This is a genomic window from Halorussus pelagicus (assembly GCF_004087835.1).
Classification (GTDB): Archaea; Halobacteriota; Halobacteria; order Halobacteriales; family Haladaptataceae; genus Halorussus; species Halorussus pelagicus.
In genome coordinates, this window is record NZ_CP035119.1 from 895,474 (window position 1) to 921,516 (window position 26,043).

Genomic DNA, 26,043 nt, shown 5'->3' on the forward strand with positions numbered 1-26,043 from the left:
CGCCCGGCGGAACCAGGTGAGCGGTCACCTCGCTCCAGTGCGCGGAGATGAGTGCGCTCTCAGAGCTGGTTAAGTCACTGTTCGACTGCCACGTCACCGTCGTCGTTGAGTTTTGAGTTGACAATCTTAGTCACCCCGTGTACTCCATCTCCTCGAACAGCCCGATCGCCAGCGCGTAGTTCGCTTTCGACAACTGTCCGTCTTCTTTGTAGTCAACACCCTGTACCCCCAAAACGCCCTTGAGAGCCATCGTTGGCGGTTTTTCGTCTTCAAGCGCAGTCGCGTGCTTGTCCCGCGCAGCGAGACACACCCGAAGCGCATCGACAGGGTCCTGCATGACATCGCTCGCGTTCCCGCACGACCTGATGCCCTCAATGACTGCAATCAACTGCAGCGCACCGCCACCGTCCTCGTGAGCCCAGCACTTCCACCCGTCATTAGTGTCCACGCCGAAGTTCGTAGACTTCGCGTCTGGGGTGCTGGTGCCACCGTGAACCGGGTGTGGGCCCTGCCCGTTCACCGCGTGAGCGCGGAACGGACCGGTCTGCGCGATCGGCTCAGGGTTCAGGGAGTAGTACGCTGACTTCGACTTGGACGAGTCGATATCACTACCCTCAGCCCGGTCATCGAACGCTGCCTGTGCCTGTTCAGCTGGCGTCAAAGTATCGTCGTCATCCAGGTGCTCGTCAACGATGTCGTCGATCGTTGCCTGCCGTTCAGGGACGTCGTGCCGCGGCGTGGCGTCGATGTGCATCCACGTCGTCCCCATCACGCGTCCGTTCGCGGGAGCACCGTACACCTCAACGTGCCCGACTTCACCGCTCGGGAGTGACTGGGTCAGATCTTCCTGAACCTTCTTCCCGTCAACGAACCCGGGGAGTTCCGCCCGTACGAACACGTGAACGCCGGTCATGCTGGTGCTGACTTCAGTGTAGGCGTCCAGTTCTTGGATGAGGTCCCACGCTTCCCGCGTCATCAGCGCGGTCCCATCGTATTGAGGTTCGATGACGTCATCGAGGTCCACCAGCATGAGCGGATCTTCGTCAGGCTGGAAGTCCAAGTGCGGAACGATCGCCATCGGGTACAGCGGCCGGGGATCCTCACGGTGCTCGTTCCCGTCATCGTCTTCAACAGTCCCCCACCGCCAACTGTCATCGATGTGCCCGTTGACAGTTCCATCGAGGGCGTCAATCACGTCCTCGAACGTCCCGCCTGCCCGTGAATCCCAACTGACGTTCTCACGTCCCCACTGCGCTGCACCAGCGTACCCGGGGTTGGTGTACGGGGCGCGCGGCTGCTTCTCTTCCAAATCCCACGCGAACCAGTTCCGGGCGTCTTGCCCGATTTCAACCAGGTCTGCGGGGATGACACGCTCCGCGTCGTGGACTGATTCCGGAACGTCCAGCGTGACGTACTCTTCACCGACGTCGGTGACTTTCACCGGGCTTTCAGCGTCGTCTAACCGCTGGATTGCTTCTCGCATCAACAATCACCCCATGTGAGGCCGACGAATCCACCGTCTTTCTTTGCGACCGTGCCTGCGTTAATGAGCGCATCCAGTACCGCCTCAACGTTCTCACGTCGGAATCCGCGGGACTCGCACGCATCGATGACCTCAGTCATCGTCGATATCCCACCATTGTAGATTTCGCTACACACTTCACGCGTTAACTCTCGCGTGTACTCCATGCGTTCCTGGTACGCTTCGATCCTGTCCTGAATCATGTCCAGGTCTGCGCGGGTCTGCTTAGCGACACGACCCGTCGCTGCGTCGGTGTCAACCCCACCGTCAGTACATGCCTGCCTGACAGCGTTATCCACCCGTTCACGTTCCCCCAGAACACTTGACGTTCCTGTGGTTGGGGCGGGGTCGGGACCGGTGTTCTCCATAGCATCCGGGGCGGGTTCCTCTTCGACGTCGGGAGTACCGATGACAGGCAACTCGTCACCGTCATCTTCGGCGGATTCCGCGTTCGCTGCAGCGCGTTCAGCGGCCTGCTCCGACTTCCTGACGATCTCCCCGTCCAGATACGGCGTCATCCAACGGAACCCGCCACGCATGATGTGCAACCGCTCGCTCGCACGTGTGAGCGCGACGTACCAGGTCCGAGCTTCATTCTCTGACTTACGCTTCAACCGGTCGGTTTCACTCGCAATCGTGCTCGTGATGCCGTCGTACACGACAACGTCGCTTGCCTCCGAGCCCTTCGATGCGTGAATCGTGAGGACACGCACCCGCTTCACCGCGTCCTCTGCAACCGTCTCGTCACGCTCAGACACTGCAGCCTGCAACGCATCGATTTCACCGTCATCGAGTTCACCGGATTTCGTTAACTCACTAACAGACGCCGTTCCTGAGGTGTAACGCCCCCAGAACGCGTCTTTGACAACTTCACCGAGGTCGTCAGCAGTGACTGTCTGTTCACCGTCCCGGAGACCACTAATGAACGTCTCCCGTTCGTCGTTCGTGACCGACAGCACACGACCGTTCGTGTGCTCTAACAGCGTCGCGGCTTCGTCGCCGGTGAGACGGAGTTGCGACGCGTCCGTGTCGTACGTCTGCAGCCCGTACTGACCGTCATCTGACGCGTAGGTTGCCGGGACACCGCGGAGTTTCACTAACGCGTTTAGCAGGTCCACGCGGCGCTGTGTCCACCCGCCCAGATCGCTGTCATGCGTCGAATGGATGATGCCGGCTTTCTCCAGTGCGGCACTGATACCCGACACTTGCGTGCGACTGCGTGCAAGGAGCATCATCGACCGGTCGTCATGCCCGTCGATGTGGTCCTGGACGAGCGCGCCGGGGCTTGCCGGGGTATCCGCGCCCGGGACGCGCCAACCGTCACTGTCCCCCTTCTCGAACCATGGGGACTTGTACTCATGCAGTTCACCGCGAGAGTCACGCGTCACCGGCGGTTCGTCGAACTCCTTCGACAGCATCAACGTCGCAGCCTGCCAGTGCGACCGCGGGACACGCCAGGTCTTCGTCAACAGGACCTCCGGAATGTGATCGAGTCGGTCACTGAAGAACCGCGGGTCCGCGCCCGTATACTCGTTCACGACTTGCAACGGGTCGCCGGCAACGATTGCGGTGTCTGCAGCTGCAACCCAACGCTCACACACCTGCGCCATGAGCGGTGTCACGTCGTGGTACTCGTCCACGACAACCGCCTTCGTCGGCGGTAGCGGACCGTTCACGGCTGCTTCTAACAGTTCGCCGAACTCCGTCAGACCGGCTTCCTGCTTGAACGCCTCCCACCGCTCATAGATCTGGGGGACGTCGACGCCCGGCCATTCTTCCTTGAGGTCGGTGTACTTCGGCACTTCGTACAGATCGCTCTTGTCCGCCGGGTCAAGCAGGTTATCACGAGCGTATTCGATGACTTTGAACAACAGCTCACCGCGCGACGTGCTCCACGGCGCTGAACTGTACTTGATGTCCAGTACTTCACTGCAGAAGTACCATTTCTCGTATCCCGTCACGGCTGGACCGAGCCCGGAATCCGTGTTCTCATCGTGACGACCGCTGAGAAGCCCTGTAACGCGGTTCGCCGCGGCATGTGCGGTCGTCCACATTTCTAACTCGTCTTCTTCATCGAGGATTCCCCATGACTTGAGACGCGCTTCGATTTCACCGGCAAGTGAACGACGGTACGTCATGATCGTGATATCACGGGGGTCGATGTTGTGTTCCTCTATAAGCACAGCAACGCGGAGGCACATCTGCGTCGTCTTACCCGTGCCGGGCGGCCCGTTCAGGCGGATTGTCGCGTCTGCAGGGTGCGTCTCCCCGCCTTTGATTTTCGCGTCCTTCAGGTCCGCCGGGAGGCCCTTGCGGACGGATTCAGGCGGGCGGGCGTCTTCGTAGTCGGTGACTTCGTCGTAGTCAGTAGGTGCTCGTGGCATTACTCGTCACCCCCGTCTTCGGGCGTGTATGACCGGATTTTCCCGGGTTCATGGTCGTCGCTGTCTTCGTCACTTCCAGGCAGTGAACCGCCCGAGTCACCGTTTACAACCTCGTCGGTGTCGCCGGTCTCGTCCGGTTCACTGGCGCTGTCACCATCCTCCTCGTTACCGTGGTTATCCATGCGGTCCATCGTGGACCCTGACGCCTCCTGCTGGTAGGCATCCTCGCCAACTTCGAATGCGTCACCGGACAGATACCAGAACGTCTGCCAATTCCCGTGAACGGTCGTTGACTTCGACACCTTGTCACCAGCTGTTGACGTGCCTGTAAGTTCACGCGCGGAGATTTCAGCCTGCAGCGCCCGGTCGGTGATTTCGTGGGTCGATGTGATGGACGCAATCGCCTCCCTCGGCACGACAACCTCAGAGTTCGCCGGGGGTTCATCGTCCACGTACACACCGCCGTTCTCAACAGCATCCTTGCGGTCTCCGTACGCGACAGTGTTACTCACGTAGTTCTTCAACGCCTGCATCGCTGCCGTCCGTGCACCTGTCTCTTCTTCAACGACTTCACCAACGCTCTCGATAACATCGCCGATGAAGTTGTCCCACTCAACTTCTTCACTCTCCGCTCGGTCAGGGTATTCGCCTTCCTGAGCGGCTGTGTAGGCCTTCCACAGAACCCGTCCTTCGAAGAATGTCGATTGGGTGACCGTGAGACGCGTCCCGTTCGCATCGTTGAATTTCAGGACGTATTCGGTCTCTTCGGTGGATGACTTGTCTGTCGTAACCTTCTTCGTCACACCGACAAGCGTCTCCTCAATGAGGTCTGAGAAGATGATCACTTCACCGTCATCGATCTTCTTCTCAGTTTCGAGGTCATCAATCTCATCTAACCAGATTTGGCGGACGTTCTTCCGCGACACGCCGCTTTTCGTGTCACTTAGCTGGTTGAGGTACGCTTTCGCCATCGAGTGCAGACCCGTGGCTTCGTCGCCGGCTTCGACTTCGATCGCTGCGAAGGTCTGAGCTGCATCCATGCAGACTTGCATCGCGTCGCCAGCGTTGTCTGCGTCCTTCACAGCTTCCTCGTACTGCGAGAACTGCGCGCCCAGCTTCGCAGTGGGTGTGTCCTCTGATGGGCCCGAGATGTCGTCGGGCATGTCTCCTCCCGCTGCCATCAGGCCCCACCACCGTTGATACCGTCGTTTACTCCGTGCTGTTCGTCGCTGCGTCCGTCCGTTGTAGGACGATTTTTAAGTTTTCGTGTCGTACGTTGCATTGGTACTCGCGGACCGCATGGATTGGTTGATTGGCGGAAACGATCCGTCTCGCAGACGCACATCCATCGAGGTCAGGTGAACCCGCGGTACCAGGGCGGGAGGGTGGTTCCCTCCCTGCCTGTCCTTTCATACGAACGCTGGTTAGGCGCTCGTCCAGGCCCGCGTTTTCACTGCTTATCCTCTGTTAAGGACCTGGTACTTATAAGTATTTGGGGGGCAAATATACAAATAAGGAATGACCATGACCGCTCAACACCCCTCGCTGCTTGATACCGATCAAGAAATCCTCGAACTCCTCAACGAGGAAAGCAGACAAACACCGAGCATGCTCCTCAAATCCGTAGCCTCCACGGACTCGAAACAGTACGTCCAAAACAGACTCAAACACCTCCGCGACAACGATCTGGTACAAAGAGCTGACCGGGGGATCTACGAACTCACCACGCTCGGTGAACGCGCGGCTGGTAACCTCGATATGTATCGAGAGGATCGAGGGGGGTTCTGGCGCTTGCTGCAGGGTTGAGGACTGCATCGATTGGTGGCACAGGATTACAACCAACTGGCGCACTTAAAGGCTCGCAGCATGCCGACGTCTCCCGACCGTTAACAACACTCTATTCTCCGTGGTGAAGTTCTGATATTCACTGGCCGTGAGGTCTCACCTTTCGCGCGTATAGTGTAGTGGGTGCTGTCGCCAGAGCACCCTCCCCAAATCATCAGAATACTAACCACCAATTCACATAAATTACACTACAACAATTGGTGCTCACATTTCTTACAATTTGGGCGCGCTCTCCTAGCGACAGCACCCCCAATATAGTAGGGGAAGAAGTTGGAGGTATCGATGGGAAGGGCGCGGCGGCTGCCGCGCTCGTTGTGGACGGATGAACGTCAGCGTCTGGATCGGTGGTCACGGTACTCCTGCTGACGCGTGCGCGCGTGGCGGGGTGTGCTGGCTCGATGAGGGGCGTGACACGTGTCCTGACTGCAGCGTGTTGCGCGGCGTGTGAGCGCCTATGTGGGGACGTGTGGGACTGGAGAGAGAGTGTGTGACCTGCGTGTCGTGGCAGCGGTGGTACGCTACCGCTCTGTCGTCACGCGCTTCTCGTTATAGGTTTTCTCCCCTCCAGCTGGTGAGCACTGGCGATATGTGAGCGTTGACAGGTTCGTGTCGATCGTGTCTGCGCTGACGTCGTCTGCACGCCAGGCGGGTGTGCGTGACACTGATCGTGACCGCGGGTATGTTCTCGAAGCCCAGTGGCGCGTGAGCGTCGCTCACTCCGTGCGCCCATAACACTTCGCCCTGACCCATCTCAGATATCTAACACAGGAGGTAAATCCTCTCCTATACACCAAACACCATCTTCGGACGTAAGAACCCTGTCAGAAAGTCCCTGAGAGGTGTCATTATGCCCGGCATCCCGACAAAAAAGCTTTTTCAAGCAATTCTAAGCCCTGGCACGGAAAACACCCTCTCAGAACACTCAGTTAACTGAGATGGAGGGGGTGAATCGGGGGTTCAGAAACCTACCAATTGATACAGTAAATGAAGTTTGCCATGAGAGGGGTGAAAATCACTCTATTGAAAATCGCGCCCTGTCAAGAAGAAATATACCATGTCAAGAACCCCTGTCATTTATACTTCTATGGGTGTTATAACCAAACACAATGGCCCCGGACAAAGATTACAAAACAATCACCACGATCATCTACGTGACCGGAGATTCCCCCACAGAACGCAAAGACAATCTGCGCGCGTGTCTCTCTCACGCCACTAACCATACTGGTGAAACATGGCTCACTGAGCCCTCCCTCACGAAAAACACAGATAACGCAGCGCAAGCAATCGAGAACGAAACACCAGGGAACTCAGTGACAATTGAAGAGGTAGACTGGCACGCCCCCATTAACCAGCTCCTCATCTGCCACGACAAAACCACGACGAAAAACGGACTGAACGGTATGATGCAGGGCGCAACGAAAAGCAATCAACCATACTCCCTCATCGTCGTCCACCCCGACGAACTCATTGACCGCGCACATGGAGCCGACCGCATTCAACAGCTCGTGGACAGCGCGGTGGACGTACACCTGGCTGAGGCAGGTATGATAATCACATCCGATACTGCTATCGAGGGTGCGACGAAACGCGCGCTCACCACACTCAGCGATGCCATGCATCCCTCGCATGACCACGATAGTGACGCCACGTACGCATGGAGTGGCGGCCGTCCGCCGTTGGGGTTCGATGTGAAGGATGGGAGGTTGGTAGAGACTGATGAGTACGATCGTATCTGTACTGTGCTCCAGCAGGTTCGTGATTCAGAAACCAGTAAGCGTCGTGCTGCAAAGCGTCTCGGGTGTTCGCGTGGGACGATCATTAACGCGCTGGAGGATCGTCCGTCGATGTACGGGCTGGCGTGAGGGGGTCTGGGGTGCCTGCCCGCATGCGGTCACAGCCAGTTGATCCGTTCCCTCCGTTGTCGCATTTTGGATTTCGAATCCCTGTGATCGTATCTTTCCTCAATGATGTCTGTACCGACGTTCATCCGATCGCTGACGACGTCTGCAGGGACATCTGACGAGAGATAATCGGTGATCGCCCCGTGACGGATCGAGTGCGGAGCAGTGCTGGACGGGCACTTACTCGCGGTCATATTGTTCATCGCCTCGCACTCGTCTGGGTCCCGATCGTGCGGGCAGTCACCGCCGTTAAACGTACACGGGCGGGTGACTCGGTACACGTTGAGGCGGATCGTGTTCTTCGTGATTCTCCCGAATTCTGTGGTCAGAAGCGGGTCTCTGCGGTGGTCGTCTTGCACGTCGTGACGGTGATGCTCGATGTGGTCATCGATGATTCTGCAAGTCCGCGTGCTGATTGCGACTGCCCGCTCCCCTTTTCGTTTGTTCTTCAACGGAGTGTCAGTGTCCGGGTTGTGCCGGAGTTCGATGTATTCGTCTCGCGGGTGGTAGTGTTGCAGGTCGATTGACCGAGCCGCTCCCATACGCATTCCAGTTTCCCAAAGCACTCTGAAGAGTACGTGTTGTAGGGACGCGTACTGGTATTTATCGAGGTACTGCAGGATTTGCTCGGCTTTCTGCCGGGGGACTGTGTCGGTGCCTTTCGCTCCGGGGTCGGCTAAGCTGGGGGAGTTGACAGTTTCATCGAGGCCGTCGATGCATCCGTTGATGCTGACGCAGAACCGCAAGAAGACACGTAGCGTGTCCAGGTTAGATTTAAGCGTGACATCGCTCACCTTCTGTTTCCGGAATATTTTGAAGCGTTGAACATCGCGGCCGGTGACGTCGTTCAGGTTGTCGATGTCTTCTTTATCGCACCATTCGATGAATCGTTTCAGCCTGTATCCGTGACTTTGGAGCGTTGCGTCTGAGAGTTCGCGTTCTCGGTCTTGTTTGTACAGATCGACTGCGTCGCGTGGTGTGAGGGGTTCAAGCCCGTCGTCGGGAGAGTTTCGTGCCATTGTTCTGGGGCACGGGCGGGTTGGCGGGCCAAGCGCGTACGCTGCCGTCGGCCTTAGACGGTGGAAGCGGAGCGCAGGGGGCGAAGCCTGCGGAGCCCCCGAGCACCGAACCGCGAAACCGACCGGAGCGTTGGCCGTAACCGCGTTCTCGTGAGCGAAGCGAACGAGAGTCTGCGAGACGAACGCAGTGAGTCTCGCTCGATTCGAATTCGCGCCGGCCCACTTTTCCCCACTTTCGTTTTTCGCAGCTACGGCTCTCGGGTGGCCGTAACCGCGTTCTCGTGAGCGAAGCGAACGAGAGCAAGCGAGACGAGCACAGCGAGTCTCGCGTGATTCGAATTCGCGCCGGCCCACTTTTCCCGCATTCCTCTCGGCGAGCGACGGCTACCGGTCGCAACGCTCTTCAGACGGCGACCCGTTCTCGAACTACCTATGGACGTACTCGTAGCCGGTTCGCACGGACAGGTCGGCCAGCACGTCACCCGGATGCTGGCCGAGAGCGACCACGAGGTTCGCGGGATGGTCCGCGACGAGTCACAACTGTCCGACATCGAGGCGCTCGGTGCCGAGGCGGTTCTCGCGGACGTGACCGAAGATGTCACCGACGCGGTCCGAGGCTGTGACGCCGTCGTGTTCGCCGCAGGGTCCGGCGGCGAGGACGTGTGGGGCGTTGACCGAGACGGTGCGATAAACCTCATCGAGACCGCCGAGGAGCAGACCGCCGACCGATTCGTCATGCTCAGTTCCATCAACGCCGACTCGCCCGAGGAGAGTCCCGAGGAGCTACGCGAGTACCTGAACGCGAAGGCCGAGGCCGACGAACGACTCCGCGAGAGCAGTTTGACCTACACCGTTGTCCGTCCGGGCGCGCTGACCAACGAGGCGGGAACCGGTCGGATTCGAACCGGCGCGGACCTCGACAGGAAAGAAAGCGAGATTCCGCGCGAGGACGTGGCGCGAACGCTCGTCGCCGCGCTTCCGATGGAGAGTACCTACGGGCGAACCTTCGAGGTGCTAGCCGGTGACGAACCGATAGAATCGTCGCTGGAGAGTCCGGTGAGCGAGGAGTGAATTCTGCCGGTCTTTCGGACGACTACTCCCAGAGTGTTACGCACGGCAACTGCGGGTCGTCAAGTCGGAGCAGGGTGTAGCCGACACCGGTCTCGCCCGTGAACAGCGACGGATTGAGCCAGTTGTCGGTCCGTTTTGGAACCGTGAGCCGTCCGTTCTCGCGGGCGCGTCGAACCGTCGCGGCCGCCAGTCGTCGCGCGTCCTCGGAGTAACGCGAGTCGTCCAGCGTCCGCCCGGCCTCGAAGAGGAAATCGACCTGCGAGAAGTTCCCGCAACAGAGGTGGTCGAAGTCTTCAAGCGCGCGGGTGTCCGTCCCGGCGAGCGCCCGCTCGGCGTCCTCCAGAAACGCCTCATCGCCAGTCGCGTCGTACATCCCGAGCCGCGAGAGTCCGACTCCCGACCGACCGCCGCACCACCCCGTCACGAACTCCGCGTCGATGTCCGGGCGATAATCCCGCCAGTTCCGTTTTTCGGGCGCGTACGCGGCGTCCTCGTAGGCGAGCGCGTCGGTCGCGGCGTCTCGAAACCGCTCGTCGCCGGTCGCTCCGAAGAGCCTCGTTAGCGCGTACGCGATGCCCGCAGTGCCGTGGGCCATCCCCGTCAGCACGCGGTCGCCAGCGACCGGCTGCCAGACGCGCGCGCCGTCCACTTCGACGCGCTCGGCGAGCAGTCGCTCCCCGGCGGCAGTCGCGCGTTCGAGAAGGTCGTCGTCGCCGGTCCGGTCGTAGAGCGCGAGCAGGGCCAACAGCGCCCCGGCGGTTCCGCTCTGGACCTCGGTCGGGGCGTCGCCCGCGAACCGTTCGGCGGTCAACAGCGACGCGCTCCGGCGGGCCGCCTCGGTGAACCGGTCGGCGTCGAGCAGGTCGCCGAGGACGGCGAACCCGTAGACGTACGACCCCATTCCGGTTCCGGCACCGACATCGAGACCCGCGAGCGCGTCGGTGTCGGCGTTGAGGTCTCGCGCCACCGGCGACGCCACCTCCACCGCGAACTCGCGGCACTGCGCGTCGCCGGTCACCTCCGCGAGCGCCCCGCAGAACGTCGCAATGCCGAGCCGACCACCGTAGAAGTCGTCGCCGACCGCGGCGAGTTCGACGCCACCAGCGCCGCGCTCGCAGCGGTGCCACGTCGGGGTTCCATCGGGCGCTCGCGTGGCCGCACCGCGAACCCGCTCGAAAATCGCTCGCGCCTCTCGGCGCGCGTCGGCGTCCGCGAGGGGGTCGGTCTCCTCGGGCGAGGCGTCGGCGACTGCTCCCGAAGCATCGCCGGATGGAGAGACCGGCGACCCGTACGCCGTCCTGATAAGGTCGAGCTGTTCGCCGAGGTCTGACTCTGAGAAGCCATCGATTCGACGCCGAACCTGTTCGAGCGGGCTAGCGTCGAACAGGTCGGCCACCGGCGACCCGTCGTGTCGGAGCGTCGTGTCGTCGGCCCGCACGGAAAACCGGGGCGTGTCCGCTCGCCAGAGCGCGGTGCGCTCGGCCTCGTACACCGGCCAGAGCCGTCGGTCGGTGTCGCCAGCGGCGAACGGTTCGGCGAGTCGTTCCACCTTGCATCCCAACGTTCGGCCGTCTCGGAGGCATTCGGGCGTCGTCAACGGCTGTAACACCGACTGGTAGGTCTGGGACGGTCGATAGACGTACCGGAGTTCCGCGTCGGCGAACGCCGCGACCGGACCGTCGTCGGCGAGGAGCGCGCCCTCGTTGTCGAGCAGAAACCGGTAGGTCTCGGCGAACCCGTCGGCAAGCGTTTCGCCGTACTCGTGAGGCTCGACCCGCGAACCGTCGAATATCGGGAGACTGTCGCCCGAAACGGTCACGCTTTCCTCGTACCGGAGTTCCATCACGTCGGTGTTGACGCGCTCGAACGTGGGAACCTGAACGCCGGTCTGTTCGCCCGCCGGAGCGTCGAACCCCGCGACGTTCTGTACGTCGTCGCTCGGGTCGTCTTCGGGCACCATCCCCGTCCGCAGGACCGTGTTCTGGCGGCGCTCAGGCAACTCGCTGGCCGGTGGTATCGCCGACCGCGGAGCGCGCGGATGCATGAGCGTTTCGAGGTCAACGACGACCGGATGCTCGCCCGCGGCGACGACGTTCTCGATGTGTCCGTCAACGAAGTTCAGCGCGTAGAGCAGACAGAGTACCGACCCGGCGCGGCGGTAGTATCGGCCGATGGCGGCCGCGGACGAACACGGCTCGGAGTCGGCCCACGCCATCCACCCGTACCCTTCGCGCGTGAGACAGTCCAACGCGGCGAGGTCTTCGAGGTCGGACTCGGCGTTCACCCACGACACGAGGTCGGCGAACCGCGCCTCGGGTCGAACGTCGCGGGGCTTGTAGGCGAGTTCGACCCCCGACTCGAACGTCAGGTGGAAGACGACGCGCCCGCCTTGATGGTGGTCGCCGCGGTAATCGAGGTCCGTGACAGTCCCGAGCGACGACCCTGCGCCGAACGTCTCGGTCAGCGCCTCCCAGTCGTCGCGCAGGCGCTCGCAAAACGTCTCGACCGCGTCGCGCCACTGGTCGGTCAGCGTGACGACCAGTCGCGCGAGCGTCGAATACTCCTCGAAGAGCGCCCGGAGTTCGCCCTCGTGCATCTCGGCGACGAACTGGTCGTAGTACCGCCGCGGCGAGTCGGGCATCTCGGGATCGTCCGCGAACGCGAGTTCGCGGTCCTGAGACGCGAGGAAGGTCTTGAACTCGATGAACAGCGCGTGGGCCGCGACCTTCCCAAGACGGTCGAGTAACCAGCGTTCGAGGCTCGACCGCGCTCGGTCCGAGAGGCAATCGGCCGACGCCGCCCACTCGACTCGCTCGGACGCGAACGCCACGACCCGAGCCAGCAACTCCACGAACGGTACGTCGTCCGCGGCGTCGGCCAGCGGCGGCGGGTCGCTCGGTTCGCGCGACTCCACGTAGTCGAGCAGTTCGCCGAGCGTCCCGACCCACTCGGGACGCGACTGCTCGTCGGGAATCGCGCGACTGTGAAGTCTCTGGCGGCACGTTTCGAGCGATTCGCCTTCGATGTCGAGGCGACGCTCGAAGGCCTCGGGGTCGTCGGCAACGTGTTCGCGCCACTGTGCAATCCACTCGTCGCCGTCCGGGTCGGTCGTTTTCGAGTCGTCGGTCGGCGTCCGAAGTCGTTCGCCGACGCCTCGCGCACGGGCGGCGATGCGTCGTCGGTCCGAATTGTTCGGGGACATGTGGTCGAATGCCTACAGAATAAACGTCGATTGGTGTTCGTCTGCACGTTCCGACTCGGGTGCGGTTCTCGGTGCCTACGGAAGGAAACAGGCCGTATCAGTAGCTGCCACAGCCCATAGTGAGCGTCGGTGGGATGTACTCGGCCGTCTGCTCGTCGGGGTCGTCGCGGGAATACTGGTTCTCGAACTGTGCCTTGACGTTGTTGTTTGCGGACATTGCACATGCAACTGCCCCACATACTTACATAAATTTTTTCATTTACATCTACACATTTTCTCAAAAGTAATTTATTACGGACGGTGGACTGACGGTTTCACTTCGCGTCCCGAGGATTCGCGGATGAGATTTACGGACGAACGGTCAGGAGAAAGTCTTCGCGGCCGAAGTAGTCGGCGTCGGGCGCGATGCCGCGCCGGGAACCGCGGTCAGTGGCCGCAGTTGTACAGCGTCGGCGGTGGAATCTCGTCGCCCTTCTTCACTGTGGGTTCCTCGCGGGCGTACTCTTTTTCGAACTGGGCTTTCACGTTATCGGTGTTTGTGGGCATTACACATGGTTGTAGTGCCCACCAATATATAAAATTTATCCTCGTAGTGGCTGTACGATTGTACTTGCGTCCGGTCCAGACGGGAAGCGTAACGAAGCAGGTGTATGCAACGACGAGCGACCGTGACGAGTCGTCGAAGCTAGCTTCAGACGTGACCAAAGCGGTGGCCAAAATCACGTCTCCGAACCGACGACTACGCTCGACGCCGGTTTCGCCCCACGGGTCACGACCCTTTTACCCGCCGCGCTCCGAGTGAGACCGATGACAGAGCAGTTCGACGCGCCCGTCGAATCGACCGAGGACGCCGCCGAACGCCGCGACGAGGTGGTCGCGCGGGTCCGCGACCACGCCGGGACGATTGCCCGCGAACTCGCCCTGCTACAGGGCGGCGACTACGGCAAGCACACCTTCGAGACCGACGACGGCGAGTGGACGGTTAAATACGAGGCGGGCGAGTTGCAGTTCCTCCTGTTCGAGGGCCGGAGAGCCGAGACCTACGTCGTCTCGACCCACCAACCGCCGGACCCCGAGGACCTCGCCGACGCGATGACTGACTACGAGAACTTCGTCGCGTCGTTCAACCGCTACGTCCGGTCGCTCGACGGCGTGTTAGACGAGGTTCCAGCCGACTTCCCCGACGTGGCGTCCACCGAGTCGGTCGTCGCCGAGCGCCAGCGAATCCTCGGACAGGTCCGCGGCGTCGCCGACCAGATGGCCCACCAACTCGCCCGCTACGAGGGCGGCGAGTACGGCACTTGGGGGACCCGCGTCGCGGGCAATCGCTGGGAACTCAAGTGGGACGAGAACGGCGCGTCGTACCTCCGCGTCGGCGGCGAGGGCGGCATCTATCTCCTCTCGCAGTACCAACCGCCGTCATCCCACGACGTGCGCAGTCTCGCCGAGGACGTGCCCGCGTTCGTCGAGGCGTTCAACGAGTATGTCGCGGACCTCGACGCGAGTCTCGACGGCGTCTCGCTCTGAAAAATTGAGAGGGGCGTTTCGCGCGATTCAGATTGCGGCCGAACCGCCCGACGAACCGCCAGGACCGCGGTACGTCGCGTCGCCGAACGCGAGCATCGGTAGGAAGATGATGGGAATTAGCCAGAGACCGAGTCCCCAAGCGAGACCCTTGTCGAACGCCTTGGCCAAGTCGATGTACATCTTCGCTGCGACGATGAAGTTGATAATCGGGATTACGAACAGCAGGAGGTACCAGCCCGGATTATTGCCGATTTTCAACATCAGGTAGACGTTGTATATCGGGACGATACCTTTCCATCCAGCTATGTTGGCCTTCTGGAATATTTTCCACAAGCTTGCGAGCGTTACGACGACGCTCGCAAGCCAGAACACCATCACTGCCGTACCGATGACGTTTTCTGCCATGTATACTGTGTCAGTTGAACTGGCGTCCGGCATTTGATAAATCCTTTGGAGAATTGAGAGAACCCGGCCAAACGTGTTTCCGGCTTATTCCCGCGATAGAACTGCCTTCGCGCCCGTCTTCAGAATTTCTAGTCCGGTCGCGGCGTCCGCGAGGTCGATGTACTCGTCTACGGCGTGGGCCTGCGCGAGATTCCCCGGTCCCCAGATGATGGCGGGCGTTCCGCGGGCGACGAACTCGCGGGCGTCGGTCGCGGCCTCCAGTCCCCACGGGTCAGCGGGCGCGTCGGCCAGTTTCGCGGAGAGACCGCGGAACCGCTCGGCGAGCGGATGGTCGGGCGAGATTCCGGCGGCGGCGTAGTGTTCGACCAGCGAGCAGTCGGTCTCGACGCCAGCCTCGCGCTCGACGGTTGCGAGCAACGATTCGATTTCGTCCTCAACCGTGGAAAACGTCTCGTCGGGCAGAATACGCCGGTCGAGCAGGAACTCCGCGCGGCCGGGGAGAACCGCCATGTTCGAGTCGGTTCCGGCCTCGAACTCGGTGACGGTCGCGTACGCCCGGCCGACGAGGGGGTCCTCGCGCCCGAGAAGGCGGTCGTCGTACTCGTCTATCGCGTCGAGGACGGGTCGCGCGGCGTCGATGGCGTTGGTGCCTTGGTCGGGGCGACTCGCGTGGGAGGCCGACCCCTCGACGCCGACTCGGAAGGTGGCGACGCCCTTTCCGCTCGTTCCGACTCGGAAATCAGTAGGTTCCAGCACGACCGCACAATCCCCTCCGTAGCCCTCTTCGAGAAGCGTCCGGGTTCCGGGCTGACCGGTCTCCTCGCCCATCGCGCCGTGAAACACGATGGACCCGTCGAGGTCCCCGGACTCGATGTCGGGCGTGAGGTCCCTGACCGTCAGCATGGCGAGCGCGAGATTCGTCTTCATGTCGGCGCTCCCCCGGCCGTAGAGTCGGCCCTCCGAGACGGTTCCCGCGAAGGGGTCGTACTCCCACCGCTCTGGGTCGCCCGCTGGCACCACGTCGAGGTGGCCGTTCAGGACGAACGTCGTGGCGTCGCGGGTCGAGTCGTCGCTCTCGCTTTCGTCGCCGCTCGCGCCCTCGCTGTCGGCCCGCTCTCGGGAGTCGTCGCCGACCCACGCGACCACCTGCGCGCGCTCGGCGCTCGGTTTCTCCACGAGGTGGGACTCTACGGCGCGCTCGGCGAACCAGTCCGCGACGAACTCGGCACAGGGTCGCTCGTCGCCCGGCGGGTTCTCCGTGGGGATTCGGACGAGTTCAGCCGCGAGGTCGGTCAGTTCGTCCCGTGCGGTCGTCATCGTCGTAGTCCGTCGTTCGGACGCCAGCGCGTTAGTCCCCCGCGAACGACCGGGTTCGGCAGAATCCCGTCGCGCGCCTCGTCGTCGATGCCACAGTAGACGACGCCGACTTCCGGACCGAGGCGAGATACCTGCTTGCGGACCTTCGAGGGCGCGAGTCGGTCGTCGTCGTCCAGAAACTGCACGTACTCGCAGTCAGCCAACTCCGCGCCGACGCTCCGGGCGGCCTGCGGTCCCTCGTCGCGCTCTTGGGAGACGTAGGTCGCGCCGAAGGCCTCCGCGACCGGCCGGGCGTGGTCGTCGCTCGCCAAATCGGCGTTTGGCGTCATGTCACGCCCGCTCGTACGACCCCGGCCGGGAAAGTCGCGGTGGCGGATGGTCGCTGGCTGCGGACTCCTTTACCCTACATTGATAAGGAGTTGGCTTCGTGGGTTACAGTAGTTGAGATGACTCGCATTCGCGCGACAACGAACGTAGGGGTGGTTGGTGGTGGCGATGTCTGAAATGGAACCGCTCGACGCACGACAGGAGACGCCGCAGTTCGTCGTGGTCTGTGGCCTTCCGGGCGTCGGCAAGACGACGGTCGCCGAGGATGTCGCCGAGCGACTCGACGGGCGACTCCTCCGGACCGACGTAGTTCGCAAGGACATCCTCGATGACCCCGACTACACCGAAGAGGAGGGCCGGATGGTCTACCGCGAACTGTTCGAGCGCGCGGGCGACACCGTCGAAGCGGGCCGGAGCGTCGTCCTCGACGGGACGTTCAAGGACGCCGCCGACCGCGAGCGCGCGCTCGAACTCGCCGAGTCGCTGGACGCCCGGTTCCGACTGGTCAAAGTCGAGTGCGACGAGTCGGTCGTCCGGGAGCGAATCGAAAGCCGCGAGGACGACGCCAGCGACGCCGACTTCGAGATTCATGCGATGTACCGCGAGCAGTTCGACGCCGTCTCCGACGACCACCTGACGGTGGACAACTCCGAGAGCGCGGCCGAGACGCGCCGACAGGTCGAAGAACGGTTCTGACTCGCTGGCCGTGGGTCGGTGGCCTCTGGCGGTGACTTTCGGCCGTCGAGAGCTATCTGTCTCTAACTACTCGGCGCGTGCGGGTGCGACGGCGCACCTGCGCCGTCGCACCAACCGCGCGAGGGATGAGCGAACGACCGAACGCAGTGAGGGGGCGAGCGAATCGGTTGGGGAGGCGTGAGGCTGATGCGGCGCAGTGCTGTGCGGGGCGGGTGCGGTATGAGTGGTTCAAGCCTGTAGCTAGCTTCTATTCACCAAATCGACCTCACAGATTCTGCTTGCCGAACTGACCCCACAGATTCCACTCGCTAACCCACCGACGACCGATTCTCCGACGCTTGTACAGACCGATTTCCGTAACCGCGAATCCACTACCTTTTTACGCCGCTACCGACCACCGAGCAAAGAGATGGTCGCCGAGCAAATCGACGCGCCCGACCCCGAAACCCTCGTCAGCGAGGCGAAGGCGGCGTTCCGGGACGGCGCGATGCTGACCGTGCAGGCGCGTTGTGAAGTCGAGTACGAAGGCCGGACCTCCGGCCACCTCGGACCGGGAGACCGAATCCTCGTGGCCAAGCCCGACGGCACGTTTCTGGTCCACCAACCGACCGGCCACAAGCCCGTCAACTGGATGCCCGGCGGGGGAACCGTCTCCGCACGCGAGAGTGAGGGTGATGCAGTCTTGCTCGCTCGGCGCACGAATCCGACCGAGCGCGTCGAGGCGCGAATCCTCGACGCCCACGGTCTGACGCGCTTCGACGCCACCGACGGTGCCACCTACGAGGAGTCGGGCACCGAGGCCGAGATGCACGAGTACATCGAGGCGAATCCCGAGGTGCTGGAAGAGGGCCTGCGAATCGTGGACCACGAGCGCGAGAGTAAGTACGGGTTCATCGACTTCTTCGCGCGCGACGAGTCGGGAACCCCCGTCGTCGTGGAAGTCAAACGGATTCAGGCGACGTTGAACCACTTCGACCAGTTACAGCGCTACGTCTCGCTCTATCGGGACGGCGAGGCGTCGTCTCGGGGAGAGAGTGTCACCGCCGAAAACGACGAGGTCCGCGGGATGCTCGTCGCGCCCGACGCATCCGAGCGCGTCCGGCGCGCGCTCCGGGACAACGGCTTGGAGTTTGTCGAACTCTCCGCGTTCGACACCGACGCCAAGGGCGCGACCGAGGCGAAACTGACCGACTTCTGAGTCGCGCGTGAGAGGTTCCATTCATTCGCGGTGAGACCTGTCCCCGAGCATTAGTAGAGGAAATATCAGGAACGCAACTCCAATTGCCGGACCGAGAAGGACGATTTTCGACAGTTCGTGTGCGGCAAAGACACTCAACCCCAATTCGCGTCCGTAGGGAATCGTTGGCCAGTCGAAATACAGACCGAACAGCGGTACTGCGAGAAGGAAAGATAGAGACAGGAGTGCGAACTGCCGACGAATACGCTCGCGTGGGGTGTTCCAGGCGGTTGCACCCATCACGAGTGCCGAACTCATGCTCGTCACCACGGGACCTCCGACGCCGAGGGCCAGACCACCGGGAGTAACGACGGACGAGGGGAGGCTAGACATCAACAGGCCCCATACGGATAGAATCGAGAGAAAGACTGGCCAGAGAACCACCCCAATCACGTAGCCGTAGGGCGGGTTGAGAAGTGGATGATGTAACAGAGATTCCAATCCGGAACCGGAGGTGTCTATCCACGTTTCGAGTGGCTCTGCGTTCATACTATTTGTAGTATTTCTATAACATGATAAAATTCTGTATCTTGAATGCATGTTTAGGTATAACAAGCGTACCGCCTTCGTAGTTCGAAGATGTCGCCGACCGCCCACCGGGCGGAACTGTTTTGTATAGTAAACCGATTACTATACAATACTAAATGCTCCGAGGTGGCCCGAAACGATGAGCAAGGACGTAGCTGACCTCCCGCCGGACGGTGGCACCGAGTCGCCCGATACCGACCGGTCCGACTCCGACACCGAGTCGCCGCGTGACGCCGCCGCGCCCGACGACGACCGCTCGTCACCCGACGGCGCGGATGTCGGGCGGGGCCTGCTCGACGCCGATATGGGACCGAGTTCCGCGATGGCCCACCTCTACCGGGGGGAAATCCACCGGATGAAACTCTGGCGCGAGCGCCTCGACAAGACGACCAACTGGGCCGTCCTCGTCATGGCGGGCGTCTTGACGTGGGCGTTCTCCAGCGCGGGCAACCCCCACTACGTCCTGCTGGTCGGCGCGGCCGCGACGAGTCTCTTTCTGGTTATCGAGGCCCGGCGCTACCGCGCCTACGACGTGTGGCGCTCGCGGGTCCGGACGCTACAGGAGAACGTCTGGGCCTACGGTCTCGACCCCTCGAAGAGTCTCGTGGACGGCGACTGGCGCACTCGACTCGCCAACGACTACCGGACGCCGACCGTCAAAATCACCGCCGAAGAGGCGCTGGCCCATCGACTTCGCCGAGTCTATCTCCCGCTGTTCACCGTGCTTCTCGGCGCGTGGGTCATCCGTGTCGGCGCGTTCGACCCCCGACCGTGGCCCGCGAGCGCCGCCGTCGGCCAGATTCCGGGTCTCGCCGTGACCGCGGTCGTGTTCGTCGCGTACATTGCCGCGGTCGGGGTCGCACTCCGCCCGCGGACGTGGCACGCCCGCGACGAACTCCGGACCGCCGACTACCGCAAGCAACGGTGACGCCAGCGTACCTGAAAGTCACACTGACGATGAACGTCGCAATGAGAATACGACCGAGTCTTCGTCTGTCCATATAGTCGAATTTCCGAACCTCGTTCATTACTATGACGATCTCAACGAGCGAAGCGACGAGTTCCGACGGGAGGATTCAACAGGTTTCGGCCGCTACCAACGGCTTTTTCGCCGTGACTCGTCTACGACTCGGCGATGACTGCCGCCATCGAAGTCGAGAACCTTCGCAAGCAGTACGAGGGTGTGCAGGCGCTCGACGGCGTCTCGCTGTCAGTTCCCGAGGGGAGTTTCTTCGGGTTGCTCGGGCCGAACGGCGCGGGCAAGACCACCTTTATCAATATCCTCGTGGGACTCGTCCGGCGGTCCGGCGGCCGGGCCGAGGTGTTCGGCCACGACGTGGACGACGACTACCGCGAGGCCCGCGACGCCATCGGTCTCGCGCCCCAAGAGTTCAACGTCGATCACTTCTTCCCGGTTCGGGAGGTCTTGGAGCACAAGGCTGGCTACCACGGGATTCCGGCCGACGAGGCCAGCGAGCGCGCCGACGAGGTGCTGAAGCAGGTCGGCATCTACGACAAGCGAGACACCCGATTCAACTGGCTCTCCGGAGGCATGAAGCGCCGGTTCATGTTGGCGCGGGCGCTCATCACCGACCCCGACCTGCTGATTCTGGACGAACCGACCGCAGGCGTGGACGTGCAACTGCGCCACGACCTCTGGGACCTCATCACCGAACTCAACGAGTCGGGGACGACGATTCTGCTCACGACTCACTACATCGAGGAGGCCGAACGCCTCTGCGACGAGGTGGCGATTCTCGACTCCGGAAATCTACTGACCGTGGCGACACCCGAGGAACTGATGGACCGCGGACCGGACGAGATTCGGGTGACGCTCCGGGACGCTCCCGCGAGCGTGCCCGACTTGCCGATGCTCTCAGGCGCTGGCGCGACCGACGGTGAGGTCGAGAGCGTCGAACTCGACGGCGACCAGTTGGTCGTCACCGCGACGCAGGGCGGACTCGTCGCGCCCGACCTCGTGCGGGCGCTCGACCGCGCAGGTCTCGAAATCGTGGATTTGGGCATCTCTCGGACCTCGCTCGAAGAGGTGTTCGTGGACATGACCCGAGAGGGCGGGAGCGACCAGTCCGCGGAAGCAGTCGCGGCCGACGGAGGTGTCTCGGAGTGAGTTTCCCCGGACTCACCGGGTTCAAGACGCTCGCGCGCCGCGAGATTCTGCGCTTCCTCCGGCGGCCCCGAAACACGTTCATTCCGCCGTTCGTCACCAACGTCCTCTACTTCTCGGTGTTCGGGGTCATCCTCGGGGACCGCGTGGGTGAAATCAGCATCGGCGGTGGCGGCGACCCGATTCCCTACATCCTGTTCATCCTGCCGGGGTTGGTCGTCCTCGGAGCCATCTCGAACGCCTTCGAGAACGCCTCCTTTTCGGTCTTTCACGGGCGCTGGAACGACTACATCGAGGAGACGCTCACGTCGCCGATGTCCTACTCGCGGATGGTCGCGGCGTACATCGTCGCGGGCGCGACCCGTGGCCTGCTCGTCGGGTCGCTCATCGCGGTCATCGGCGCGTTCTTCACCTCCGTCGGCGTCGCAAAACCGCTCTACCTCGCGGCGTTCGGACTGGTCGTCAGCCTGCTATTCGCCAGTTTCGGCGTCGTGGTCGGTCTCTGGGCCGACGACTGGGACAACCTCACGATGATGAATCAGTTCATCGTCCGGCCGCTGGTCTTCTTCGGCGGCGTGTTCTACGCCATCCGGGAACTCCCCTCGCCGTATCAGGAACTCTCGATGCTGAACCCGATGGTCTACATGGTCAACGGCGTCCGATACGGCTTTCTGGGCGTCTCGGAGGTGGACCCCAACTGGTCGCTCGCGGTGCTGTCTGCGCTGACCGCGGCCGTCCTCGCGCTCGACATCGCGCTGTTCAAGCGCGGGTACGGACTGACCGACTGATGGACTGATTGCTCGACTGGTCGCCCGACTGCTCGACTCTCCGAACAACTGCCCACCGGGAGAAATCCGACGTTTCTCGCTTCGCGCTCCCGATAAGTCGCGTTTCGCAGGCTTCGATGGGTTCTCGCCGTCGCTATCGCCCGGTCGCCAGCGCCTCCAGCGCGTTCGAAATCGTATTCAGCACGTCGTCGTGTCCCTCGATGTCGTGGCGCTCGGCCAGCCATCGCGGGTCGTTGTAGGTCACGTTCGTTGACCCGTCCTCGTCCGCCCAGACGAGCAGTTTCTGTGGCAGGTCGATGCCCGCGGTCTGGGAGACCGCCATCAGTTGCGTGCCCAGATTCGGGTTCCCGAACAGAATCAGCCTCGTCGGTCGCAGGTCGAGTCCCGCGTTCTCGGCGTTGCGTGCGTGGTCAACGGTCGTCACCAGAATCAGGTCGTCGTTGTCCTCGATATCCTCCTCGATTCTATCGACGGTCGCGCCGACGCTCTCGTTGCTCGTGACGGTGACGAGGCCCGCGTCGGTGGTCGGCGTAGTGGTGGTCTCGTCGCCCTCGGTCGTCGTCTCGCCGGATTTGGTTGTGGTCTCCTGTCCGGCCGCGGTGCCTGCGAGTGTGAGGCCCGCGCCCGCGAGCGTGGCCCGGAGGAACCGGCGTCGCTTCGTGTCGTTCATGATTCACCGAGACGACGGCGCTCCGATGGAAAGTTATCCGGTGCGTTCTCCGGAGAAACCGACGTTTCGCGCTATTCGTCGGCGAGTGCGTCGTAGATGTCGCGGTGGGCGTCGCGGTTCTGCTGTGCGACATCTTGGACGATTTTCTTCCGTGCTTCCTCGATAAACTCCTCTGTCGGCTCCTCACCGTGTTCTTCGATGTATAACTCTCTAACGTCCTCTAGAAGTTCTTTCATCAGATTCCGCGGAGCGTCGCTCATGGAGTTCTCTCTTTAGCTGTGTGAAGCAAACTGAAATAGACTACTAAGTCATTCCTCCCACGGCTCGCCACCCTGCTGGTCGCCGAACATCTCGCGCATCAGCGTCACGATGCTCTCGGGCGGGAACTGCCCGCGCTCGGTTACGATGGCATCGACGTAGCGCGGCGGGGTCACGTCGAACGCGGGGTTCTCGACGGCGAAGTCGTCGCCGTCCGCCTCGCCGTCGATTTCGACCTGCTCGTCTGCGGTCAGGACCTCGCGCTCGTCGCGCATCTCGATTTCGACCGTGTGGCCCGTCATCGTGTCCGGATGAAGTTTGAGCGTCTGGGCCGCGACCATGATGGGGACGCCGCGCTCGCGGGCGTTGACCGCGAGACCGGACGTTCCGACTTTGTTGATGACTGACCCGTCGGCCGCGATGGAGTCCGCGCCGACGAGGACGTGGTCGGCCTCGTCCAGATACCGGCGGGCGGCGTTGTCCACGACGAGCGTGACGGGGACGTCCCACTCCCGGAGTTGGCGCGCGGTGATGTGGCCCTGCTTGCGCGGCCGGGTCTCCTTGACGATGGCCTCTATCTCCTTGCCCTGTTCGAGGGCCTTCTCAACGCACGAGAGCGCGTCGGTCGAGTGGCAGTGAGTCATCACGGTGTCGCCGTCGCGGAGGCGGTTCGCGCCGATTCGACCGAGGTTCGCCTGCGCTTGGTCGAGTTCCCGCCGGAACTCGCGGGCGCTCTCGACGACGGACGCCCGGAGGTCGGGAACCGTCTCGCCCTCCATGCCGCGGAGGACGTACCGGAGCGCGTTGGGGAGACTGACTGCGGTCGGTCGGGTCTCGCGGAGTCGGCGACCCGCCGAGCGCATCTCCGCGCGGAAGGTCTCGGGGTCGTCGGCGTCGCTGTCCTCGGCTTGGGCCGCGAGCGCGTCGGCGGCGGCGTCGGCGATGGTCGCCGCACCGCGAATTTCCATGCTGGCGATGTCGGCGGCGGCCGCCTCGACGCTCTCGTGAAGTTCGGAGTCGGTGCTGGTCATGTCCGCCGGGTACGGGCTAGGGGGGCAAAAGCGAACGGGTCGGGAGAGTAGGTGGAACGACGAGCGGACCGGAAAACGAGAGGGCGGAGCGACGCGACGGCGGTCACCGCGTCCGCTCGGGCATTTCGACCTCGTCGGGCGCGGGCATCCAGAAGAGTTCGAGCGACACCGCCAGCGTGAGCGGAATCACCCAGACCAGAACGAGCGCGGTTCCCCGGTCCTGAACCCCGCTCCCGCCGAACCCGACGACGCCCGACAGGACGATGGTCGTGACGACGTACACCAGCGGAATGAAGACGGCGGTGTACACCACCGCGCCCCACTGCGTCGTGAGTCGAAGGCGGAAAAAGCGGATGGAGACCGCCGCGATGACGGTGTTGACGACCATGATGAGCAGGAATCCGATGACTGTGGCGGCCGAGACCATTGCTACGTCCGTCTTGGGACCGCTCGCTTTTGTGGCTACCGGATACGTGACGACCTCGAAGAAGTGAATGACGGACAGAGAGTGGCGACCTCGGGTAAGTGAGCGACAGACACGGAGTGACGCAGATTTAGAAAGCCCCCCGTCGGCTCGCGGCCGGAAGACGGTCCTGCTCGCTGCGCTGTCTCCAAAAATCGGAGATTTTTGGGATGACGAGAGCGACGCTCTCGAACCACGCGGGCTGCGACTTCCGAGGTCTCGTTCGCTTCGCTCACGAGACGGTCGCTGAGACGACCACGGGCCTACAGCCCGCGACCGGACGGCCCCTTTCAGTCCACCCAAACGGTCGTCCGTCGCGCCGAGCGCGTTCCGGTGGGTTGGGGCACCGAGCGTTCGCTGGTGGAACGTCGCACCGAGCGCGTCCCCGCGGTCTGGGCGGCCGTCGCGCTACCGGCCGAGGTCCTCGTGGGCGCTCGACAGGTGGCGCGAGGCCAGTGCCGCGAGCAAGGAGAGTTCGCCCGCGAGCGCGCCCACGGCGATGATTTCGGCGAGCGCGTCGGCGTTGCTTCCCGCGGGGTCGCCGCCGCCGCGGAGACCGAGAACGTCGAGCGCTTCCGACTGGGTCTGAAGCTTCGTACCGCCGCCGACCGTGCCGACCTCCAGACTGGCGAGGCTGACGCTGGCGTACAGCGCGTCCTCGCGCGCCTCGACGGTGGTGATGGCGTTGGCCCCCTCCACAACCTGCGCGGCGTCCTGTCCGGTGGCGAGGAACGCCGCGGCGACGACGTTCGCGGCGTGAGCGTTGAACCCGAGACTCCCGGCCTTCGCGCTCCCGACCAGATTCTTCCGGGTGTTGGCCTCCTCGATTGCCTCCGGCGTGGTGTGGAGGCGCTGTTCGACGGTCTCGCGCGGGATTTTCACGTCCGCAGTGACGCTCCGACCGCGGCCCTCGACGGCGTTGATGGCGGCAGGCTTCTTGTCCGAGCAGAGGTTGCCCGAGAGCGCGACGAGCAAGGCGGGCGTCTCGCTTTCCACGACCTCCGCGGCCTCGCGCGTGGCGATGGTGGCCATGTTCATCCCCATCGCGTCCTTGGTGTCGTAGACGAACCGCAGGTAGACCGAGTCGCCGACGACGTAGGGGTCCACGTCGAGGAGTTCGCCGTGGCTCGTGGTCGATTCGGCGGCCTCCCGGAGTCGGTCAGCGTTCTCGCCGACCCACGAGACGACCTGCTCGGCCTCGGCGATTCCCGCGACGCGGAAAACGGGCGCGCGGGTCATGCCCGAGTCGGTAACGCGGGCGTCCGAACCGCCAGCGGTTGCGATGACCGATAGCCCGCGGTTAACGCTCGCCAGTAGCGCGCCCTCCGTCGTAGCGAGAGGCAGGTAATACTCGCCGTCGGCCGCGCCGCCCGCGACCTGCACCGGGCCGACGACGCCCATCGGAATCTGGGCCGCGCCGACCATGTTCTCGACGTTCGCGTCGGCGGCCTGCTCGGCGTTGAGCGCGTAGTCGCCGACGGTGTCGAGGTCGGCGTCGGTCTCGGCTTCCAGTAGGCGTCGCCGGGCCGTCGCGGCGGTCTCGGCATCGGCGTGGTCGTCAAGTTCGTGGAGTCGCAGTTCGCCCTCGCGCACGCGCTCGGCCAGCGCGTCGGGGTCGCTCGCGGCGGTGGCGTCCGAATCGCTCCCGGCGGAGTCGTCGGTCATGTCCGGGCGATGGCGGGCGCGGCCCCTAACAGTTCTCATTCGGGCCGGGAACGCGAGGCCGA

23 protein-coding genes are annotated in these 26,043 nt (G+C 62.9%); 9 read left to right on the forward strand and 14 right to left on the reverse strand.

Annotated elements, in window-relative coordinates; translation table 11 throughout:
• Positions 1-130 precede the first annotated feature (130 nt).
• From EP007_RS04610 to EP007_RS04620, 3 genes are read right to left on the reverse strand one after another with little or no spacing between them, the layout of a single operon-like run.
• On the reverse strand, positions 131-1,483 hold the full coding sequence (locus EP007_RS04610; protein WP_128476538.1) for a hypothetical protein: 1,353 nt from the start codon (positions 1,481-1,483) through the stop codon (positions 131-133).
• Positions 1,483-3,906, reverse strand: coding sequence for a UvrD-helicase domain-containing protein (locus tag EP007_RS04615; protein WP_128476539.1), 2,424 nt, complete (start codon positions 3,904-3,906; stop codon positions 1,483-1,485). Before EP007_RS04615 ends, EP007_RS04610 begins: the two co-directional genes overlap by 1 nt.
• Positions 3,906-5,069: a hypothetical protein gene (locus EP007_RS04620; protein WP_128476540.1), complete on the reverse strand. Its 1,164-nt coding sequence runs from the start codon at positions 5,067-5,069 to the stop codon at positions 3,906-3,908. The genes EP007_RS04615 and EP007_RS04620 overlap by 1 nt, the downstream gene beginning before the upstream one ends.
• A gap of 355 nt (positions 5,070-5,424) precedes the next feature.
• On the opposite strand from EP007_RS04620, the gene EP007_RS04625 reads away from it, so the two are divergent.
• A complete protein-coding gene (locus EP007_RS04625; RefSeq protein WP_121820585.1) occupies positions 5,425-5,712 on the forward strand; it encodes a hypothetical protein in 288 nt (95 codons plus the stop codon).
• Positions 5,713-6,857: 1,145 nt separating this feature from the next.
• The gene (locus EP007_RS04630) at positions 6,858-7,613 is read left to right on the forward strand and encodes a hypothetical protein (RefSeq protein ID WP_128476541.1); all 756 of its coding nucleotides are present in this window, start codon (positions 6,858-6,860) and stop codon (positions 7,611-7,613) included.
• 29 nt (positions 7,614-7,642) lie between these two features.
• Here EP007_RS04630 and EP007_RS04635 read toward each other — a convergent pair whose 3' ends face one another.
• Positions 7,643-8,671: a tyrosine-type recombinase/integrase gene (locus EP007_RS04635; protein ID WP_128476542.1), complete on the reverse strand. Its 1,029-nt coding sequence runs from the start codon at positions 8,669-8,671 to the stop codon at positions 7,643-7,645.
• A gap of 432 nt (positions 8,672-9,103) precedes the next feature.
• Between EP007_RS04635 and EP007_RS04640 the strand changes: the two genes are divergently transcribed.
• The gene (locus EP007_RS04640) at positions 9,104-9,742 is read left to right on the forward strand and encodes an SDR family oxidoreductase (RefSeq protein WP_128476543.1); all 639 of its coding nucleotides are present in this window, start codon (positions 9,104-9,106) and stop codon (positions 9,740-9,742) included.
• Positions 9,743-9,764: 22 nt separating this feature from the next.
• Here EP007_RS04640 and EP007_RS04645 read toward each other — a convergent pair whose 3' ends face one another.
• Entirely contained in the window at positions 9,765-12,944 is a 3,180-nt protein-coding gene (locus EP007_RS04645) for a type 2 lanthipeptide synthetase LanM family protein (protein ID WP_128476544.1), read from the reverse strand.
• A gap of 807 nt (positions 12,945-13,751) precedes the next feature.
• Between EP007_RS04645 and EP007_RS04650 the strand changes: the two genes are divergently transcribed.
• Positions 13,752-14,471 (forward strand): hypothetical protein, encoded by a 720-nt coding sequence (locus EP007_RS04650; protein ID WP_128476545.1) that lies wholly within the window; start codon positions 13,752-13,754, stop codon positions 14,469-14,471.
• Positions 14,472-14,498: 27 nt separating this feature from the next.
• Here EP007_RS04650 and EP007_RS04655 read toward each other — a convergent pair whose 3' ends face one another.
• The 3 genes from EP007_RS04655 to EP007_RS04665 all read right to left on the reverse strand — a co-directional run bounded on the left by EP007_RS04655 (position 14,499) and on the right by EP007_RS04665 (position 16,522).
• The gene (locus tag EP007_RS04655; RefSeq protein ID WP_243700444.1) at positions 14,499-14,876 is read right to left on the reverse strand and encodes a DUF5684 domain-containing protein; all 378 of its coding nucleotides are present in this window, start codon (positions 14,874-14,876) and stop codon (positions 14,499-14,501) included.
• Between the two features lie 84 nt (positions 14,877-14,960).
• On the reverse strand, positions 14,961-16,193 hold the full coding sequence (locus tag EP007_RS04660; protein WP_128476546.1) for a M20 family metallopeptidase: 1,233 nt from the start codon (positions 16,191-16,193) through the stop codon (positions 14,961-14,963).
• A complete protein-coding gene (locus EP007_RS04665) occupies positions 16,190-16,522 on the reverse strand; it encodes a glycosyltransferase family A protein (RefSeq protein WP_128476547.1) in 333 nt (110 codons plus the stop codon). Before EP007_RS04665 ends, EP007_RS04660 begins: the two co-directional genes overlap by 4 nt.
• Positions 16,523-16,688: 166 nt before the next feature.
• Here EP007_RS04665 and EP007_RS04670 point away from each other — a divergent pair, with 166 nt between their 5' ends.
• Both EP007_RS04670 and nucS read left to right on the forward strand, forming a co-directional pair.
• The gene (locus EP007_RS04670; RefSeq protein ID WP_208023537.1) at positions 16,689-17,216 is read left to right on the forward strand and encodes an AAA family ATPase; all 528 of its coding nucleotides are present in this window, start codon (positions 16,689-16,691) and stop codon (positions 17,214-17,216) included.
• Positions 17,217-17,625: 409 nt separating this feature from the next.
• Complete coding sequence (nucS, locus tag EP007_RS04675; protein ID WP_128476548.1) at positions 17,626-18,414, forward strand: endonuclease NucS; 789 nt, start codon at positions 17,626-17,628, stop codon at positions 18,412-18,414.
• Positions 18,415-18,435: 21 nt separating this feature from the next.
• Here nucS and EP007_RS04680 read toward each other — a convergent pair whose 3' ends face one another.
• The gene (locus EP007_RS04680; protein WP_128476549.1) at positions 18,436-18,942 is read right to left on the reverse strand and encodes a hypothetical protein; all 507 of its coding nucleotides are present in this window, start codon (positions 18,940-18,942) and stop codon (positions 18,436-18,438) included.
• Positions 18,943-19,120: 178 nt separating this feature from the next.
• On the opposite strand from EP007_RS04680, the gene EP007_RS04685 reads away from it, so the two are divergent.
• The 3 genes from EP007_RS04685 to EP007_RS04695 all read left to right on the forward strand — a co-directional run bounded on the left by EP007_RS04685 (position 19,121) and on the right by EP007_RS04695 (position 21,894).
• On the forward strand, positions 19,121-19,909 hold the full coding sequence (locus tag EP007_RS04685) for a DUF2270 domain-containing protein (RefSeq protein WP_128476550.1): 789 nt from the start codon (positions 19,121-19,123) through the stop codon (positions 19,907-19,909).
• A 207-nt stretch (positions 19,910-20,116) separates the two neighbouring features.
• Positions 20,117-21,109: an ABC transporter ATP-binding protein gene (locus tag EP007_RS04690; protein ID WP_128476551.1), complete on the forward strand. Its 993-nt coding sequence runs from the start codon at positions 20,117-20,119 to the stop codon at positions 21,107-21,109.
• The gene (locus EP007_RS04695) at positions 21,106-21,894 is read left to right on the forward strand and encodes an ABC transporter permease (RefSeq protein WP_128476552.1); all 789 of its coding nucleotides are present in this window, start codon (positions 21,106-21,108) and stop codon (positions 21,892-21,894) included. The genes EP007_RS04690 and EP007_RS04695 overlap by 4 nt, the downstream gene beginning before the upstream one ends.
• Before the next feature lie 133 nt (positions 21,895-22,027).
• Here EP007_RS04695 and EP007_RS04700 read toward each other — a convergent pair whose 3' ends face one another.
• From EP007_RS04700 to hmgA, 5 genes are all read right to left on the reverse strand, one after another.
• Positions 22,028-22,564 carry a DUF302 domain-containing protein gene (locus EP007_RS04700; protein ID WP_128476553.1) on the reverse strand — a complete coding sequence of 179 codons (537 nt, stop codon included), beginning with the start codon at positions 22,562-22,564 and terminating at the stop codon, positions 22,028-22,030.
• Between the two features lie 71 nt (positions 22,565-22,635).
• Positions 22,636-22,824: a hypothetical protein gene (locus EP007_RS04705; protein WP_128476554.1), complete on the reverse strand. Its 189-nt coding sequence runs from the start codon at positions 22,822-22,824 to the stop codon at positions 22,636-22,638.
• Between the two features lie 48 nt (positions 22,825-22,872).
• Entirely contained in the window at positions 22,873-23,853 is a 981-nt protein-coding gene (locus EP007_RS04710) for a ribose 1,5-bisphosphate isomerase (protein ID WP_128476555.1), read from the reverse strand.
• Between the two features lie 103 nt (positions 23,854-23,956).
• Positions 23,957-24,280: a hypothetical protein gene (locus tag EP007_RS04715; protein ID WP_128476556.1), complete on the reverse strand. Its 324-nt coding sequence runs from the start codon at positions 24,278-24,280 to the stop codon at positions 23,957-23,959.
• A gap of 444 nt (positions 24,281-24,724) precedes the next feature.
• Positions 24,725-25,981, reverse strand: coding sequence for a hydroxymethylglutaryl-CoA reductase (NADPH) (hmgA, locus tag EP007_RS04720; protein ID WP_128476557.1), 1,257 nt, complete (start codon positions 25,979-25,981; stop codon positions 24,725-24,727).
• Positions 25,982-26,043: the final 62 nt, after the last annotated feature.